Below are 16,067 nucleotides of genomic sequence, written 5' to 3' on the forward strand. Positions count from 1 at the left end.
GAACGCCGTGACTACGGAATTCGATGCCACCCGCTCCGCGCCCGGCGCCATTGGCCTGGCCGATCGCCTGCGCGCGCTGCTGCGCATGGGGCCGGCGGGCGGCCGTGCCGGCGCATCGAGCCGGCTCGCGATCGACGGCCTGCCCGATGCCTGGACGCAACTGGAAGCTGGCGGCCTTTACGCGATCTACGCGGCCGGCGGTACGCCGGCCTGCGATGCGCTCGTCTGGGAAAGCGCGCGGCAGGCGCGCACGCGCGACGTCACGATCGTGCTGGCGCGCGATCCGGCGCGCGTCGCCGCGCAGATGGCATCGCTCGGCTTCGCGGGCGGCGCGCAGCCGGCCGGCTGGCCGCGCAACCTGAACGTGCTGGCGATGCCGGCAGCGGTCGAGCCGTTTGACGACGGTGCCGACGCCGGCGCAGCCGGCAATGCACCGCGCCGCGCGGCGCCGGGCCCGTTCGCGCGGCTGACCGGCGGCCTGCGCGCGATGAAGCGCTATGGATTTCACGCGCGTTCGCTGTATTTCGTCGAAGGCGCCCAGCGCTGGTTCAGCTGGGACGATCCGGCCGCGCTCGCGGACGAAGCGCACGCGCTGGCCGACTGGTGCCGCACGCGCCGGATCGCGCTCGTGCTGCTGCTCGACCCTGAGGCGACCCGCGCGGGCGGCGACGCGCGCGCCGACGATGCGCCGCTCGTGCGCGATGCCGATCGCACGCCGCGCAGCGGCTTCCACGGAATCTGTTCGGGCGTCGCGCAGTTGCAGCGCACGCATGGCGAACTGCTGTGGGTGATCGATTTCTGGCGCGCGGGCGAGACGCTCGCGGCCGGCGAGGTGCGGCCGCTGCGCTTCGCACCGGGCGGCCGGCTGTCGGCGAGCGTCGATGGCGGCGCGACCGAGCCGGCACGGCGGATGAAGCTCGCGAGCGACGAGGATCGCGTGGTGGTCAGCCGCGCGGTGCTCGACGGCGCGAGCCGCGTGCCGGACGGCTGGGAGATCGTCGACGACAACGCGGCCGTCGTCGCCGCGTGCGCGAGCGCGCAGGCCGCGACCGCGGTGCTCGTGTTCCGCTCGCACGCGCAGCTCGAAGCGCTGTGCGCGGACGTGCACGCGCTGCGCCGGCAGTGCGGCGGCGCGCTGAAGATCGCGGTCGTCGAGCGTGGCGAGGTGCTGCGCCAGCAGTTCGAGATGCTGGTGCTGAGCGTCGGCGCGAACCGGGTCGTCGCGCGCGACCTGCCCGTCTCGCGGATGCAGGCCGCCGTGCACGCGTTGCACGGCCAGCTCTACGCGCGGCCCGTCGCGGCCGACTACCGCGCGGCGCTCGCGGCCGCGCTCGGCGATTCGGTGCTCGGTTATCTGCCGGTCGGCGCGTTCTGCCAGCGGATTCGCGCGGTGCTCGATCGCGGCGCGGTGCTCGCGCTGCCGCACACGCTCGCGAAGCTCACGCTGTTGCCGGGCGTATCGCACGTCGACGCGCTGCGGCACTGCCGGCCGCGCCGCGCGGGCGACGTCGTGACGGCCGATGCCGGGCACCTGTTCGTATTCCTGTTCGCCTGCGAGCCGGTCGACGCCGAGGACGCGCTCGCGCGGATCTTCGAGGTGCCGGTCGATACGCTGTCCGACCGCGTCGTGTGTCTCGGGCAGGGCAGCATCGACACCGAGCTCGGCGCGCTGAAGGCCGAGAACCGCCGCGCGCCGATCGCCGACTACAGCGACCTGTTCGCGGCGACGCGGCCGGCGGGCGCCGCACGCGCAGCCGCCGCGCCCGTCGAACCCGGCGCGGCATTGCCCGATGCGGGCGAGGTGAGCGACGCGATCGACGCGATCGATACCGTCGTCGCGCTCGACGCGATCGGCGTGCCGCAGGCGTCCGTGCCCATCGCCGTCGACGCGTCGTCGCCGGACCCCGTCATTTCCGCCGCGCGGGCGCGCGGCGCCGTCCGCAGCGCGATGCCGTTGCGCAAGCAGGAGGACGCATGATCGCGGAACTCGTCATCGGCTTCGTCGTCGGTATCGTGATTGCGGTACCGGTGTGGATCGTCGCGCAGCACCTCGGCATCGGCCGCGGCTTCCATGCGCCGCGCGGCATCGACCGGCGCGACGCGGTACCGTGCGAGCTCGTGCCGGTCGCGTTGCGCGGCCGTCTGCTGCCGGGCGTCGGCGGCGCCGAAGCCGCCGAAGCCGGCACTCGCAACAGCAAGGCGGCACGATGAAGACGATCGCCCTCACGTCGACGACGGGCGGCGCGGGCCGCACGACGCTCGCCGCCGCGCTCGCGGTGCTGCTCGCGCGTCGCGGCCGGCCGGTCGTGGCCGTCGAATTCGATGCCCAGAACCTGATGGGCGCGACGCTCGGCCTCGATACGCTGGCCGAGCACGGTCTGGCGCACAGCTTGCTGGGCGGCCCCGAACCGTGGCACGCGCATACGTGGCGCAACGCCGACGGCGTGCTGTTCGTGCCGTACGGGCAAGTCGATGCGGCCGGCGCCGCCGCGTGCGATGCGCGGCTCGTGGCCGATCCGGCCTGGCTGTCGCGGGCGCTCGACGAAATCGCGTTGCCGGCCGACGGCGTCGTGCTGGTCGACACCGCGCGCTATCCGTCGCCGCAGGCCGAACAGGCGATCCGGTGCGCTGACCTGACGCTCGTCGTCGTGCCGCCGGAGCCGGTCGCGTGCGCGACCACGGCCGCGCGGCTCGGCGCGCTGCGGGCCGGCGGCGGCGAACTGCAGATCGTCGTGAACCGGCTGAATCCGGCGCGTGACATGCAGCGCGACGCGCTGGCGATGCTGCGCGCGGTCGCGGGGCCGGCGTCGATGCTCGAACAGCGCATCCACGTCGACGCGGCCGTGCCCGAAGCGCTCGCACGCGGCAGCTGGATCTTCGACGACGCGCCGTATTCGCAGGCGTCGCACGACCTGAACGGCGTCGCGAACTGGGTCGACACGTGGCTGACGGCGGCCGTTGCCGGCCGCGCCGGAGCCATGCGATGAACGCCGCGCTCGGGGCGCGACTGCGTGCGTTCGGCCGTCGCGCGGCCGACTGGTGCGCGCGCGGCATCGGGCTGCCGGCGCAACGCACGCGGGTGGACTGGCTCGTGCGGCTGTTCTTCCACGCACCGCCGCCCGGCCGGCCCGATCACGTGCGCCTTTGGGTGCGCGTCGCGTTCCTGCGGCTCGCGCACGACTGGGGCGTGCTGCAGCCGCTCAGCGTGCGCGAATGGCTGTGGCGCGCGATCGTGCGCGCGCCGCGCGCGGCCGACGGCCGGCCCGCGCGCGATCCGCTCGCGTGGTTCGATACGTTCGTGGTGCCCGTCTACGTGGCCGGGCGCGCGGTCGGCCGGCGCATCAACGCGATGCTCGAGCGTTTGCCGTGGGTGCGCTGGGGCAGCTGGCTCGATGCGCGCGCGAACGGCGTCGGCCGGCGCCGCTGGCTCACGCCGCTGCTGCTCGTGGCCGGCGCGATGCTGTGGGCCGCGGCCGGGATGTCGCCGCTGATGCCCGGCGCGCAGTTCGCGTTCTTCGCGATGGTCGCGGTGCTCGCGCTCGCGCTGCGCCGCCTGCCGGGCCATCTGCCGACCCTCGCGCTCGCGTCGCTCGCGCTGCTCGCGACGGTGCGTTACGTGTGGTGGCGCACGACCCAGACGCTCGACTTCCGCAGCCCGGTCGAAGCCGTCGCCGGCTACCTGCTGTACGGCGCCGAAGCCTATACGTGGATGATCCTGCTGCTCGGCTTCGTGCAGACCGCGTGGCCGCTCGACCGGCCGATCGTGCCGCTGCCCGACGATCCGGACACCTGGCCGACCGTCGACGTCTATATCCCGACCTACAACGAGCCGCTGTCGGTCGTGAAGCCGACCGTGTTCGCCGCCCAGAGCATCGACTGGCCGAGCGCGAAGCTGCGCGTGTACCTGCTCGACGACGGCCGCCGCCCCGAGTTCGCGGCATTCGCGGCCGAGGCCGGCATCGACTACCTGACGCGCGACGACAACCGCCACGCGAAGGCCGGCAACATCAACCGCGCGCTGCCGAAGACGCACGGCGAGTACATCGCGATCTTCGACTGCGATCACGTGCCGACGCGCTCGTTCCTGCAGACGACGATGGGCGTGTTCCTGCGCGACCCGAAGTGCGCGCTGGTGCAGACGCCGCACCATTTCTTCTCGCCCGATCCGTTCGAGCGCAACCTCGGCACATTCCGGGAGATCCCGAACGAGGGCAACCTGTTCTACGGCCTCGTGCAGTCGGGCAACGACCTGTGGAACGCGACGTTCTTCTGCGGCTCGTGCGCGGTGCTCAAGCGCAGTGCGCTGGAGGAGGTCGGCGGCGTCGCGGTCGAGACCGTGACCGAGGACGCGCACACGGCGCTCAAGCTGCATCGGCGCGGCTATACGTCGGCGTACCTGCCGACCGTGCAGGCGGCCGGCCTCGCGACCGAAAGCCTCGCGGGCCACGTGAAGCAGCGCACGCGCTGGGCGCGCGGGATGGCGCAGATCTTCCGCATCGACAACCCGTTCCTCGGGCGCGGGCTCGGCTTCATCCAGCGGATCTGCTACGGCAACGCGATGCTGCATTTCTTCTACGGGATTCCGCGGCTGATCTTCCTGACGATTCCGCTCGCGTACCTGTTCTTCCACCTGTACTTCATCAACGCGTCGTCGCTCGCGCTCGCGAGCTACGTGATCCCGTATCTGGTGCTCGCGAACGTCGCGAACTCGCGGATGCAGGGGCGCTACCGGCATTCGTTCTGGGCCGAGGTCTACGAATCGGTGCTCGCGTGGTACATCGCGCTGCCGACCACCGTCGCGTTCTTCAGCCCGAAGCACGGCAAGTTCAACGTGACCGACAAGGGCGGCAAGATCGACGAAGGCTACGTCGACTGGTCGACGTCGAAGCCGTATCTGGTGCTGTTCGCGCTGAACGTGCTCGCGATCGTCGCCGGCCTGTGGCGGCTCGTGGCCGACCAGGGCGACGAGGCGTCGACCATCCTGATCACGCTCGGCTGGACCGTGTACAACCTCGCGATGCTCGGCGCGGCGCTGGCGGTCGCGCGCGAGACGAAGCAGGTGCGCGTCACGCACCGGATCGCGATGCGCGTGCCGGCGATGCTGCTGCTCGCCGACGGCTCGACCGCCGCATGCTTCACGAGCGACTATTCGACGGGCGGCCTCGGGCTTGAGGCGGTGCCGGGGCTGCCGCTCGCCGCCGGCGACACGTTGACGGTGTGCGTGACGCGCGGCGACCGGGCGTTCCCGTTCCCGGTGCGCGTGACGCGGGTGACGCCGACTCATGTCGGCGTCAGCTTCGAGGAACTGACGCTCGAACAGGAACGTCAGCTCGTGCAATGCACGTTCGGCCGCGCGGATGCGTGGCTCGACTGGCACGAAGGCGCGCGGCCCGACACGCCGCTCGGCGGGCTCAAGGAAGTGCTGCGGATCGGGCTGGACGGCTATGTACGAATGTGGAAGGGCGCGGCGCGCGGCGTGCAGGCGATGCTCGCGCCGAAACTCGATCGCGCGCGCGACTGACGCGGCGCGCATCATGGAGTGGGTTAGATGACGTTCTGGAATCTGTATTTCATCCTGAAGTTCGCGCTGTTCGCGACCGGGCGCCTGCAGCCGTTCTGGCTCGCGAACCTCGCATTCGCGGTGGCGCTCGTGGCGAGTGCGCCGGTCCGGTCGCGCGCATGGCGCATCGTCCGGCAGATCGTGGCGGTCGCGATCGCGGTGCCGTTGCTCGCGCGGGAGCTGCATGCGCCGTCGCTCGCCCGTCTCGCGGAGGCCGCGCGCGAAGTCAGCACGTTCCGCCTCGACTACTGGATGGAGCTGCTGCCGCGCCTGTTGCCGCCGGTGCTGGCGCTGACGATCGTCGGCGTGCTGATCGTCTATTTCATCGTCAATCGCTGGCTGCGCGTCGCGACGTTCGTGGTGGCCGTGCTGGTGGTGATGCCGCTGTGGCAGGCCGGCAGCGGGCTGATGGCGCGCGTCGTCGCGCCGGCCCAGCCGCAGGCGAACGTGGCGGGCGCCACGCGCGTCGACCAGCCCGAGGATCACAACGCGGCGCTCGCGACGTTCCGCGCGCAGGAGTCGCAGCGGCAGGTCGCGTTCGGCCATCTCGGCAGCGATCCGGCCGCGCAGTTCGACGTGATCGTGCTGCACATCTGCTCGCTGTCGTGGGACGACCTCGATGCGGCGAAGGTGCGCAATCACCCGATGCTGAGCCACTTCGACTATCTGTTCACGAACTTCAGCACGGCCGCGAGCTACAGCGGGCCGGCCGCGATCCGCGTGCTGCGCGCGAGCTGCGGGCAGGAGGCGCATGCGGACCTGTACAAGCCCGCACCGCAGCAGTGCCACCTGTTCTCGCAACTGGCAGGCGCCGGCTACACGGTCCAGTCGTTGCTGAACCATGACGGCCATTTCGACAATTTCCTGCAGGTGATCCACGACAACATCGGCGTGGCCGATGCGCCGATGATCTCGAACGCGGCCGCGCCGGTCGCGATGCACGCGTTCGACGGCTCGGCGATCAAGGACGACTATGCGACGCTCGCGAACTGGTACGCGCAGCGCGCATCGGTGCCGGGGCCGGTCGCGCTGTACTACAACACGATCAGCCTGCACGACGGCAACCGCGTGGTCGGCAGCGCGCTGACGAGCATCGACTCGTATCCGCAGCGCGCGACGAAAATGATGACCGACTTCGACCGTCTCGCCGACCTGATCGCGCAATCGGGCCGCCGCGCGGTGATCGTGTTCGTGCCCGAGCACGGCGCCGCATTGCGCGGCGACAAGAACCAGATCGCGGGGCTGCGCGAGATTCCGACGCCGCGCATCGTGCACGGGCCGGTCGGCGTGCGGCTCGTCGGCTTCGCCGGCAACCACGGCGCGACGACCGTGATCGAGCAGCCGACCAGCTTCCTCGCGCTCGCGCAGTTGCTGTCGAATCTCGTGTCGAACAGCCCGTTCAAGCCCGGTGCGACGCTCGCGCAATACGCGGCCGATTTGCCGCGCACGCGGATGATCGGCGAGAACGAGGGCACGGTGACGATGCAGACGGCCGCGGGTTACGCGGTGAAAACGCCGGACGGTGTATGGATCGACGAACAGTGACGATAGCTGGCGAAGGCGACGACGATCGCCTGTCGCAACCGAACGACGTGATCGGCCTCGCGCGGCATCTGCCCGCGCTCGATCCCGAGCGCTACGTCGACGAACAGGCGCGCCGCGCGTTCGACGCGTCGCTCGATCGCTGGCCGACGCTCGCGAAGCTGATGGGATTGAAGGCCTGAAGGCACCGCGGCCGGCCCGGATACCGGGTTTTATTGAGCATGGTTGACACGAAACTAGACCGGTCTATATCATTTGGCGCAGTCCACTTGGCGCACGTGTCAGGCTATTCCGTCGAATAGCCGCGCGAGCCGTGCGTATGTTTTATTCGGCAAATGGGCGATAAAAGTCAAATAACGGAGGGTCTATGCGTTCGGCAAGCGCTTTTCTCGTGGGGCTGACGGTTTTGCTGGTTTCCGGCTGCGCGGGTATCGCCGGCAGCACCAACATGCTGACCGACGACAAGATCAAGTCCAGTACCGCCGGCACGCTGGGGTACTCGCCCGATGAACTCGTCATCGTCAACCGCCGCACCGAAGGGACGAATACCTACGTCAACCTGAAGGCCAGGGACGGCAAGGAGTTCGCGTGCACGATCAATGGCGGCAATCTGCTGTCTTTCGGCATGACGAACCCGCCGGTGTGCAACCGCAAGGGGCAGCCGCGCCAGGGTGGCCCGTTCTCTTGAATGTAAAGGTCGGACGGTCCGCCCAATGACCGGCGCCGTCGTCTGGGCCGTCCGGCGATCCGGCGGTCATCGCGGATTCATTGTGTTTGTCTTGTGTCGGTCGGGTGCTGCCATGTCGTATCACATTCGGATCGTGTGCCGAACGGTAGCGGTGTGCGTGACCGCGGTCGCCGCACTGTCGGGGTGCGCGGGGATGTTGGCCGCCTCGTCCGGTCCGCAGCCGGAACGCGTGGCGGCGCAGAAGGAAGAAGGCGCCCGCTATACCCAGACGCTGACGTCGTTCATCGCGCTGGTGTCGAACGCCCAGGCCTCCACGCCCGACAGTCGCGCCAGAATACTCGACGCTTACCAGCGCGTCCTGTATCAGTACTCGGTGGCTGCCGTGAACTGGGTGCGGCTCGTCCATCCGGCGCTGCAGCCGCTGCCGCTGTCCCTGCAGCCGCTTCCCGCGCCGACGGGCACGCCCACGACGGCCGAGGTCGATCGCGGCTATGAACACGCGATCGAGATGCGGGTGGCGATGTGGGATATCGGCGAGGCGGCGATCTGGGGGAAGACCTCGAAGATGTCGATCCCCGCTACCGCGGCACCGCGCCTGCCGTGCCGATGCCGCCGCCGCTGCCGCCATTCCAGGACGTGCGGGATTCCCGGTATGCGAGGCTGGTTGCGCTGACGAAGCAGGCGGACGACGCGCAGCGTGCGTCGATCGAGCAACAGCGGCAGGTCGAGGCCAAGGAGTTGGCCAAGGCGCTTGCCATGGCGAGGGCCGTGCCGTACTCGCCGCCGCAAGCGCAGGGCCAGCCTCAGCAGGAACAGCGCTGGTGTACGCAGTCGGGTGGCGGAGTCGTGGGCCGCGTGCCGTGCTGAGCCTGCATCGCCGGGCGGCCTCGGTCGCCCGTTGCGCGTTGCGTTATGCCTTGCGTGCTGGCTGGCGCGTCCATTCGCTTTCTTCGCCCGGCACCTTGCCGAACGACTGATCGGCCCATGCGGCACGCGCCGCATCGATCTTCGCGCGCTCGCTCGATACGAAATTCCATTCGATGAACCGCTCGCCCGGCAGGTGCGCACCGCCGAGCAGCATCACGCGCGCGCCGTTCGTACTCGCTAGTGCAACGCTCGCGCCCGGTTCGAGCACGGCCATCGTCGCGGGGGCGAGCGACGTGCCGTCGACGCTGAGGTCGCCGTCGACGAGATACACGCCGCGTTCCTCATGTTCGGCATCGAGCGCCAACGTGCCGCCTGCCGCGAATTCCGCAACCGCATAGAGCGTCGGCGAGAACACGGCGACCGGCGACACGAGCCCGAACGCGGTGCCCGCGATCACGCGCACGGTCACGCCGTCGCGCGTGAACGACGGCAGCGTGTCGGCCGCATGGTGAACGAACGCGGGCGTCGTGTCTTCATGCTCGACCGGCAGCGCGACCCAGGTCTGGATGCCGTGCACCGGCTGCTCGCGCGGGCGATCCTCGTCGGGCGAGCGCTCCGAATGCACGATGCCGCGGCCGGCCGTCATCCAGTTCACGTCGCCCGGCACGATCTTCTGCCGGAAGCCGAGGCTGTCGTGATGCATCAGCGAGCCGTCGAACAGGTAGGTGACGGTCGCGAGCCCGATGTGCGGGTGCGGCAGCACGTCGATGCCGCGCCCGGCCGGCAACACGGCCGGCCCCATCTCGTCGAAGAAGATGAACGGGCCGACGAGGCGCGCGGCGCGCGCGGGCAGCACGCGGCGCACGACGAGGTTGCCGATGTCGCTTTCGCGCGGCGTGAGCAGGGTCTTGATCGAGGCGGACATGACAGGAATCTCGTGACGGTGGCGGTGACGGTGGCGGGAAATGCTCAGGCGATCGCCGTGTCGATCGTGATCGGATGCGTGAGGATCTTGTGCACCGGGCAGGCATTCGCGATCTGCAGCAGGCGTTCGCGCTGCTCGTCGGTCAGGTCGCCGTCGAGCGCGATGCGGCGCACGATCGTGCTGCCCGCGCTGCCCGATTCGTGCGCGAGCTTCACGTGCACTTCGTCGAGCGGCCAGCCTTTTCGTTGCGCATACATCTTCAGCGTGATCGCGGTGCATGCGCCGAGGCTCGACAGCAGCAGCGCGACGGGCGTCGGCGCCGCATCGCCGCCGCCGAGCGCCGCAGGTTCGTCGGCGCGCCACTGGTGGACGCCATCGGTGAAGTGGACGAGATAATCGACCGGGCCGATGCTCGCTTCGACGGACAGTTCGCTCATTGTGGTTCCAGGTGGGAAAGGGGACGGGCCGGGGAGGCCGAACGTTACGGTTCGAGCAGGCGCTGCAGCCGCAGCTCCTCGAAATCCAGCTCGGATTCTATGCGGTGCAGCACCGCGTCGTCGACCCGGCCGTCGCGATGCAGGTCGAGCAACGCGTCGCGCGACACGCCGACCAGCTCGAGCTCGACGCGCAGCATCCGCGCGCGCGCACGTCCGCGGGCTCCGCGCCGTCGCGATGTGCGTGCTCGTTGAACGCGACGCGGCTCCGGTATTCGGTCAGCAGTCGGTCGAGCGACGCGCGTTCGAGGCCGGCGCCGCGCTGCTCGCGCGCATCGAGCTCGGCGAGCGCCGCGCCGAACGTGTGCGCACGCACCGCATGTTCGGACATCGTGCGGCGCGCGGCCGGGCGCAGCTTCAGCACGCGGATCAGCGGCGCGAGCGTGCCGCCTTGCACGACGAGCGTCGCGATGATCAGCAGGAACGTGCTGAACAGGATCAGGTCGCGGCCGGGGAAGTTGGCCGGCAGCGCGATCGCGGCCGCGAGGCTCACGACGCCGCGCATGCCCGACCAGCCGAGTACGACGGCTTCGCGCCACGACCACGCCGCGTGGCCCGCGCGCCGCGCGCGCAGGCGGCCCGGAAGCCACATCGCGACGAATACCCACACCACGCGCGCGCCGATCGCGGCGGCCGTCGCCGGCAGCGCGACCCGCAGGCCGGCCATCAGCACCGCGCCTTCGTGGTTCACGCCCGCGAGAATCGCGTGCAGCGCGAGGCCGATCAGGATGAACACGAGCGCGTCGAGCACGAACACGATCGCTTCCCACGTCGCCTTCGCCTTGATCCGCATGTCGGCGCCGAACACGCGATGCTGGCGCACGCCGAGCACGAGGCCGCAGGTGACGACCGACAGCACGCCCGAGCCGTCGACGGCTTCCGCGATCCCGTAGCTGCCCCATGCCATCGCGAACGTCACGACGATGCCGAGCATCGGTTCGCGCAGGCGCTGCAGCACCCAGCACATCGCATGGCCGCACGCGAGGCCGACCGCGATGCCGATCAGCGTGAGCGAGAAGAACAGGCCGGTCGCGCTCGCGGTCGTGATCGTGGCGGCGAGCGCGGCCGATACGGCCATCTGGTACAGCAGCAGGCCCGACGCATCGTTGACGAGGCTTTCGCCCTCGAGCACCGCGACGAGCCGCGCGGGCAGCGGGTGGCGCTGCAGGATCGCTTTCGCGGCGACCGCGTCGGGCGGCGACACGATCGCACCGAGCGTGAAGCACGCGGCCCACGGCAGCGCGGGATTCGCCGCATGCACGGCGAGCGCGACCGCGACGGTCGTGAACGCCACGGCCCCGAGCGCGAGCGACGCGATCGATGCGAGCTCCTGCCGGAATTCCTTCCAGGCGGTGTAGAACCCGCTCGACATCAACAGCGGCGGCAGCACGGCCGCGAGCAGCAGCGCCGGGTCCATGTCGGGCACGCGCTTGCCGGCGACGGCGACCACGCAGCCGCCGAGCAGCAGCACGACGGCCGGCGGAATCGACACGCGCTCGGCGAGCCAGGTGAGGGCGCCCGCGCCGCAGATCAACAGCAACAGGTAATGGAACAGCTCGACGTTGGTCATGCGCGGCAGGCGGCGATGGGGTGGATCAAGAAGGCTTGCGGTCGTTCCCGGCGCCGCCCGGCAGCGCGCCGAACATGTGCTGGCTGCACTGCGCGTCGCGCCATGCGGTGTTCAGCCGATGGCCGGACAGCATCCGGCGCGCGACGGGGAGGATCTGTTCGCCGGCCAGCATGCCGAGCAGGCCGACGAGCGCGATGATCGGCGGTGCGGGCGAATTCACGCCGATCGCGCCGTAGATCACGCCGGCGAGGATGCCGGCGAGCAGCGAGAAGACATACGGTTTCATGGTGGTGCGCCTCGTGATGGCCGAGCGGCGCCGGAACGGCGCCGTCAGAGTCTTGAAAGCGTAGCGGGTTTGCGTGAAGAAAAAAAGGGCGGGCGGCCCCGGACGGGCATTCGTTCAGGAATCGGATCGATTCCATTCCTTGGGTGTTCGCGCCGCGCGTTTGCGGCTTAAATATTTCGGCCCGGATGACGATCCGGCGCCGACGCATTTCAGGCTCCTCCCGTTTTCACGGTCGAGGCATGCCCCCCTTTTTTCGTTCACAGGACACCTTGCGCCATGAGCAACCCGAAACTCGAAGTACTGACGCCGCAGAACAGCCAGCTGATCTTCATCGACCAGCAGCCGCAGATGGCGTTCGGCGTGCAGTCGATCGATCGGCAGACGCTGAAGAACAACGTCGTCGGGCTCGCGAAGGCGGCGAAGGTCTTCAACATCCCGACCACGATCACGACGGTCGAAAGCGACAGCTTCTCGGGCCACACCTATCCCGAGCTGCTCGACGTGTTCCCGAACCAGAAGACGCTCGAACGCACGTCGATGAACTCGTGGGACGACCAGAAGGTGCGCGACGCGCTCGCCGCGAACGGCCGCAAGAAGGTGGTCGTGTCGGGCCTGTGGACCGAGGTCTGCAATACGACGTTCGCGCTGTGCGCGATGCTCGAAGGCGACTACGAGATCTACATGGTCGCCGACGCATCGGGCGGCACGACGCAGGCCGCGCACGATTTCGCGATGCAGCGCATGGTGCAGGCCGGCGTGGTGCCGGTCACGTGGCAGCAGGTCCTGCTGGAATGGCAGCGCGACTGGGCGCGCCGCGACTCGTACGACGCGGTGATGGCGATCGCGAAGGAGCATTCGGGCGCATACGGGATGGGCGTCGACTACGCGTACACGATGGTCCACAAGGCAGCGCAGCGTACCGCGACGCCGCACGAGTCGATTCCGGCCGTACCGGCGAAGTAACGGGCCGCCGGCCGCGATCGCCGCGCCGGACGCGGCGATCATCTGTCATCGGCCATGAAGCGGCCATCACGCGTTCAGGCGGTGGGCAGCGCCCACGGCGCGTGCGAGAAATGTTCGGCGAGGAAATCGAGCAGCACCGTCACGCGCGCGGCGCGCAGCATGCCGGGCGGCGTGACGAGGTTCACGTTGATGTCCGCGATCTTCCAGTCGCTCATCACTTCCTCGAGCGCGCCGCGCTGCAGTTCGTCCCACACGAGGAACTCGGGCTGCAGCGCGAGGCCGTGACCGCCGACGAGGGCCGGGAGGATCACGTCCGCGTTGTTGGTGCGGATGCGCCCGTGCACGGACACGCCGACTTCGTCTCCCGACGCCGGATGACGGAAGCGCCAGTGCTCGGGCGTCGGCAGGTTGGTGTACGTGAGGCACACGTGCTGTTCGAGGTCGCGCGGATGCGCGGGCCGGCCGCGCCGGTCGAGATACGCGGGCGACGCGACGAGCGGCCGGCGCACCGCGCACAGGCGGCGCGAGCGCAGCGTCGAATCGCTCAGCTCGGCGATGCGGATCGCGACGTCGAAGCCGCCCGACACGATGTCGACGATGTGGTCGGTGAGCACGAGATCGATGTCGACGCGCGGATAGCGCTCGAGAAACGCGGGCAGCACCGTCGACAGATGGCGCAGCCCGAACGACATCGGCGCATTCACGCGCACGAGGCCGTGCGGCTCGAGCGCCTGCGCGGACGCTTCGTTCTCGATCAGCTCCGCATCGGCGAGCAGGCGGATCGCGCGGTCGCGCAGCAATTCGCCGGTCGGCGTGAGCGACAGCTTGCGCGACGTGCGGTACAGCAGCATCGCGCCGAGGCGTTTTTCGAGGCGTGCGATCGCTTTCGACACGGTGGGTTGCGAGATGCCGAGCAGGTCGGCCGCTTTCGCGAACGAACCGGTCTCCGCGACGCGCGCGAAGATGGCCCAGGCTTCGAGATCAGGAAGATGTTGCATGGTCGGCATGGATGGCAGGGAAGCGAAACGGATGCGATGCGCCGTGCGGGCGGCCTCGCGATGCCGGGGATTCTAATCCGGCCGGGAGAAAAAACATTATGGAATCTTATCTAATTTCATTGGGCGCCGGTGTGTTGATCGGCGTCGTGTACAGCGTGATCAAGGTGCGCTCGCCCGCGCCGCCGCTGATCGCGCTGGTCGGCCTCGCCGGCATGCTGGTCGGCGCGCAGGCCATCGCGCCGGTTCGTCACTGGCTCGGTTTCTGAGCACATCGAGGACATTCATGAGCGCAACCGATACCCCACCCGATCTCATCCTGCACAACGGGCGCATCACGACGCTCGATCGTGCGAACCCGATCGCCGCCGCCGTCGCGATCAAGGACGGCCGCTTCGTCGCGGTCGGCAGCGAAGCGGACGTGATGCCGCTCGCGGGCCGCGCGACGAAGGTGGTCGATCTCGGCGGCCGCGGCGTGCTGCCGGGTCTGATCGACAACCACTGCCACGTGATTCGTGGCGGACTGAACTACAACATGGAACTGCGGTGGGACGGCGTGCCGTCGCTCGCGGTCGCGATGGAGATGCTCAAGCAGCAGGTCGCGATCACGCCCGCGCCGCAGTGGGTGCGCGTGGTCGGCGGCTTCACCGAACATCAGTTCGTGGAGAAACGGCTGCCGACGATCGAAGAACTGAACGCGGTCGCGCCCGATACGCCGGTGTTCATTCTGCATCTGTACGATCGCGCGCTGCTGAACGCGGCGGCGCTGCGGGTGGTCGGCTATACGAAGGACACGCCGGAGCCGCCGGGCGGCACGATCCTGCGCGATGCCGCAGGCAACCCGACCGGCCTGCTGCTCGCGAACCCGAACGCGACGATCCTCTACGCGACGCTCGCGAAAGGCCCGAAGCTGCCGTTCGAGTATCAGTACAACTCGACGCGCCATTTCATGCGCGAACTGAACCGCCTCGGTGTGACTGGGGTGATCGACGCGGGCGGCGGCTCGCAGAATTATCCCGACGATTACGAAGTGATCCGCAAGCTGCACGACGCGGGCGAGATGACGATCCGGATCGCGTACAACCTGTTCACGCAGAAGCCGAACGCGGAGAAGGAAGACTTCGTGAACTGGACGAAGAGCGTCAAGTACCACGACGGCACCGACTACTTCCGCAACAACGGCGCGGGCGAGATGCTGGCGTTTTCGGCGGCCGACTTCGAGGACTTCCGCGTGGCGCGGCCGGACCTGCCCGCGCAGATGGAGGACGATCTCGAAGGCGTCGTGCGCGTGCTCGCGGAAAACCGTTGGCCGTGGCGCATGCACGCGACCTATGACGAAACCATCAGCCGCGCGCTCGACGTGTTCGAGAAGGTCAACGAGGACATCCCGCTCGCAGGGCTGAACTGGTTCTTCGATCACGCGGAAACGATCACCGAGCAATCGATGGACCGGATCGCCGCGCTCGGCGGCGGTATCGCGGTGCAGCACCGGATGGCGTACCAGGGCGAATATTTCGTCGAGCGCTACGGCGCGCAAGCCGCGGAGGCGACGCCGCCTGTCGCGAAGATGCTCGCCAAGGGGCTCAAGGTGTCGGCCGGCACGGACGCGACGCGCGTCGCGTCGTACAACCCGTGGGTGTCGCTTGCATGGCTCGTGACGGGCAAGACGGTCGGCGGCCTGAGGATGTATCCGCAGCGCAACCTGCTTGATCGCGAAACCGCGCTGCGGATGTGGACCGAGTATGTGACGTGGTTCTCGAACGAGGAAGGCAAGAAAGGACGCATCGCGGTGGGGCAGCTCGCCGACCTGGTCGTCCCGGATCGCGATTTCTTCGCGTGCGCGGAGGCCGATATCGCCGGCACGACCGCGTTGCTGACGGTGGTCGACGGGAAGATCGTATGGGGCGCGGGGCCGTTCGCGTCGCACGATGCGCCGATCCCGCCGGCGATGCCGGACTGGTCACCGGTGCGCGAGTTCGGGGGCTATGGCGGCTGGGGCGCGACGCAGCGCAACGGCGCGCCGTTGCAGCGCGCGGCGGCCGCCGCGATGTGCGCCTGCGCGAACGAATGCAACGTTCACCAGCATGCGCACGCGAGCGCGTGGGGCCGCACGTTGCCGACGTCGGACGCGAAGGGTTTCTGGGGCGCGTTCGGCTGTTCGTGCTGGGCGGTCTGAC

Annotated in this window: 15 protein-coding genes and 1 pseudogene; 11 read left to right on the forward strand and 5 right to left on the reverse strand. The window is 69.4% G+C overall.

The genetic code is table 11. The features are described from left to right. Window positions 1–7: 7 nt before the first annotated feature. From bcsE to SY91_RS09665, 8 genes are all read left to right on the forward strand, one after another. Window positions 8–1,978 (forward strand): cellulose biosynthesis protein BcsE, encoded by a 1,971-nt coding sequence (gene bcsE / locus SY91_RS09630; protein ID WP_185920870.1) that lies wholly within the window; start codon window positions 8–10, stop codon window positions 1,976–1,978. After that, window positions 1,975–2,211, forward strand: a complete 237-nt coding sequence (locus SY91_RS09635) for a hypothetical protein (protein ID WP_185920871.1) — start codon at window positions 1,975–1,977, stop codon at window positions 2,209–2,211. Before bcsE ends, SY91_RS09635 begins: the two co-directional genes overlap by 4 nt. Further along, window positions 2,208–2,987 carry a cellulose biosynthesis protein BcsQ gene (gene bcsQ, locus SY91_RS09640; RefSeq protein WP_185920872.1) on the forward strand — a complete coding sequence of 260 codons (780 nt, stop codon included), beginning with the start codon at window positions 2,208–2,210 and terminating at the stop codon, window positions 2,985–2,987. Before SY91_RS09635 ends, bcsQ begins: the two co-directional genes overlap by 4 nt. Further along, window positions 2,984–5,521: a UDP-forming cellulose synthase catalytic subunit gene (bcsA, locus tag SY91_RS09645; RefSeq protein ID WP_124477483.1), complete on the forward strand. Its 2,538-nt coding sequence runs from the start codon at window positions 2,984–2,986 to the stop codon at window positions 5,519–5,521. Before bcsQ ends, bcsA begins: the two co-directional genes overlap by 4 nt. A 27-nt stretch (window positions 5,522–5,548) precedes the next feature. Then, on the forward strand, window positions 5,549–7,105 hold the full coding sequence (bcsG, locus tag SY91_RS09650) for a cellulose biosynthesis protein BcsG (RefSeq protein ID WP_124477482.1): 1,557 nt from the start codon (window positions 5,549–5,551) through the stop codon (window positions 7,103–7,105). Then, window positions 7,087–7,284, forward strand: coding sequence for a hypothetical protein (locus SY91_RS09655; protein WP_011694257.1), 198 nt, complete (start codon window positions 7,087–7,089; stop codon window positions 7,282–7,284). The genes bcsG and SY91_RS09655 overlap by 19 nt, the downstream gene beginning before the upstream one ends. Window positions 7,285–7,469: 185 nt before the next feature. Beyond that, entirely contained in the window at window positions 7,470–7,790 is a 321-nt protein-coding gene (locus SY91_RS09660) for a hypothetical protein (RefSeq protein ID WP_124477481.1), read from the forward strand. A 25-nt stretch (window positions 7,791–7,815) separates the two neighbouring features. Beyond that, a complete protein-coding gene (locus SY91_RS09665) occupies window positions 7,816–8,463 on the forward strand; it encodes a hypothetical protein (protein ID WP_260632402.1) in 648 nt (215 codons plus the stop codon). A 237-nt stretch (window positions 8,464–8,700) separates the two neighbouring features. On the opposite strand, the gene SY91_RS09670 is transcribed toward SY91_RS09665, so the two are convergent. The 4 genes and pseudogenes from SY91_RS09670 to SY91_RS09685 form a co-directional block, all read right to left on the reverse strand. Further along, window positions 8,701–9,582 (reverse strand): pirin family protein, encoded by an 882-nt coding sequence (locus SY91_RS09670; protein WP_185920873.1) that lies wholly within the window; start codon window positions 9,580–9,582, stop codon window positions 8,701–8,703. A 44-nt stretch (window positions 9,583–9,626) separates the two neighbouring features. Beyond that, a complete protein-coding gene (locus tag SY91_RS09675; RefSeq protein WP_124477478.1) occupies window positions 9,627–10,019 on the reverse strand; it encodes an OsmC family protein in 393 nt (130 codons plus the stop codon). Window positions 10,020–10,063: 44 nt separating this feature from the next. After that, window positions 10,064–11,646: pseudogene (locus SY91_RS09680) on the reverse strand (cation:proton antiporter). Between the two features lie 25 nt (window positions 11,647–11,671). Further along, entirely contained in the window at window positions 11,672–11,932 is a 261-nt protein-coding gene (locus SY91_RS09685) for a XapX domain-containing protein (protein ID WP_124477476.1), read from the reverse strand. A 276-nt stretch (window positions 11,933–12,208) separates the two neighbouring features. Here SY91_RS09685 and SY91_RS09690 point away from each other — a divergent pair, with 276 nt between their 5' ends. Further along, window positions 12,209–12,895 (forward strand): hydrolase, encoded by a 687-nt coding sequence (locus SY91_RS09690; protein WP_011545175.1) that lies wholly within the window; start codon window positions 12,209–12,211, stop codon window positions 12,893–12,895. 74 nt (window positions 12,896–12,969) lie between these two features. On the opposite strand, the gene SY91_RS09695 is transcribed toward SY91_RS09690, so the two are convergent. After that, window positions 12,970–13,893 (reverse strand): LysR family transcriptional regulator, encoded by a 924-nt coding sequence (locus SY91_RS09695; protein ID WP_124478537.1) that lies wholly within the window; start codon window positions 13,891–13,893, stop codon window positions 12,970–12,972. Window positions 13,894–13,991: 98 nt separating this feature from the next. On the opposite strand from SY91_RS09695, the gene SY91_RS09700 reads away from it, so the two are divergent. Both SY91_RS09700 and SY91_RS09705 read left to right on the forward strand, forming a co-directional pair. Continuing rightward, entirely contained in the window at window positions 13,992–14,159 is a 168-nt protein-coding gene (locus SY91_RS09700) for a DUF1427 family protein (protein ID WP_011545177.1), read from the forward strand. Between the two features lie 17 nt (window positions 14,160–14,176). Next, window positions 14,177–16,066 (forward strand): amidohydrolase, encoded by a 1,890-nt coding sequence (locus tag SY91_RS09705; RefSeq protein WP_185920874.1) that lies wholly within the window; start codon window positions 14,177–14,179, stop codon window positions 16,064–16,066. Window position 16,067: the final 1 nt, after the last annotated feature.

Source organism: Burkholderia cenocepacia (genome assembly GCF_014211915.1).
Lineage (GTDB): Bacteria > Pseudomonadota > Gammaproteobacteria > Burkholderiales > Burkholderiaceae > Burkholderia > Burkholderia orbicola.

What these genes read in the sequence shown, in the direction of transcription:
- SY91_RS09635 (WP_185920871.1), top strand. Translation starts at nt 1,975, where the DNA reads ATGATCGCGGAACTCGTCATCGGCTTCGTCGTCGGTATCGTGATTGCG.
- bcsQ (WP_185920872.1), top strand. Translation starts at nt 2,208, where the DNA reads ATGAAGACGATCGCCCTCACGTCGACGACGGGCGGCGCGGGCCGCACG.
- bcsA (WP_124477483.1), top strand. Translation starts at nt 2,984, where the DNA reads ATGAACGCCGCGCTCGGGGCGCGACTGCGTGCGTTCGGCCGTCGCGCG.
- bcsG (WP_124477482.1), top strand. Translation starts at nt 5,549, where the DNA reads ATGACGTTCTGGAATCTGTATTTCATCCTGAAGTTCGCGCTGTTCGCG.
- SY91_RS09655 (WP_011694257.1), top strand. Translation starts at nt 7,087, where the DNA reads ATGGATCGACGAACAGTGACGATAGCTGGCGAAGGCGACGACGATCGC.
- SY91_RS09660 (WP_124477481.1), top strand. Translation starts at nt 7,470, where the DNA reads ATGCGTTCGGCAAGCGCTTTTCTCGTGGGGCTGACGGTTTTGCTGGTT.
- SY91_RS09665 (WP_260632402.1), top strand. Translation starts at nt 7,816, where the DNA reads ATGACCGGCGCCGTCGTCTGGGCCGTCCGGCGATCCGGCGGTCATCGC.
- SY91_RS09670 (WP_185920873.1), bottom strand. Translation starts at nt 9,582, where the DNA reads ATGTCCGCCTCGATCAAGACCCTGCTCACGCCGCGCGAAAGCGACATC.
- SY91_RS09675 (WP_124477478.1), bottom strand. Translation starts at nt 10,019, where the DNA reads ATGAGCGAACTGTCCGTCGAAGCGAGCATCGGCCCGGTCGATTATCTC.
- SY91_RS09685 (WP_124477476.1), bottom strand. Translation starts at nt 11,932, where the DNA reads ATGAAACCGTATGTCTTCTCGCTGCTCGCCGGCATCCTCGCCGGCGTG.
- SY91_RS09690 (WP_011545175.1), top strand. Translation starts at nt 12,209, where the DNA reads ATGAGCAACCCGAAACTCGAAGTACTGACGCCGCAGAACAGCCAGCTG.
- SY91_RS09695 (WP_124478537.1), bottom strand. Translation starts at nt 13,893, where the DNA reads ATGCAACATCTTCCTGATCTCGAAGCCTGGGCCATCTTCGCGCGCGTC.
- SY91_RS09700 (WP_011545177.1), top strand. Translation starts at nt 13,992, where the DNA reads ATGGAATCTTATCTAATTTCATTGGGCGCCGGTGTGTTGATCGGCGTC.
- SY91_RS09705 (WP_185920874.1), top strand. Translation starts at nt 14,177, where the DNA reads ATGAGCGCAACCGATACCCCACCCGATCTCATCCTGCACAACGGGCGC.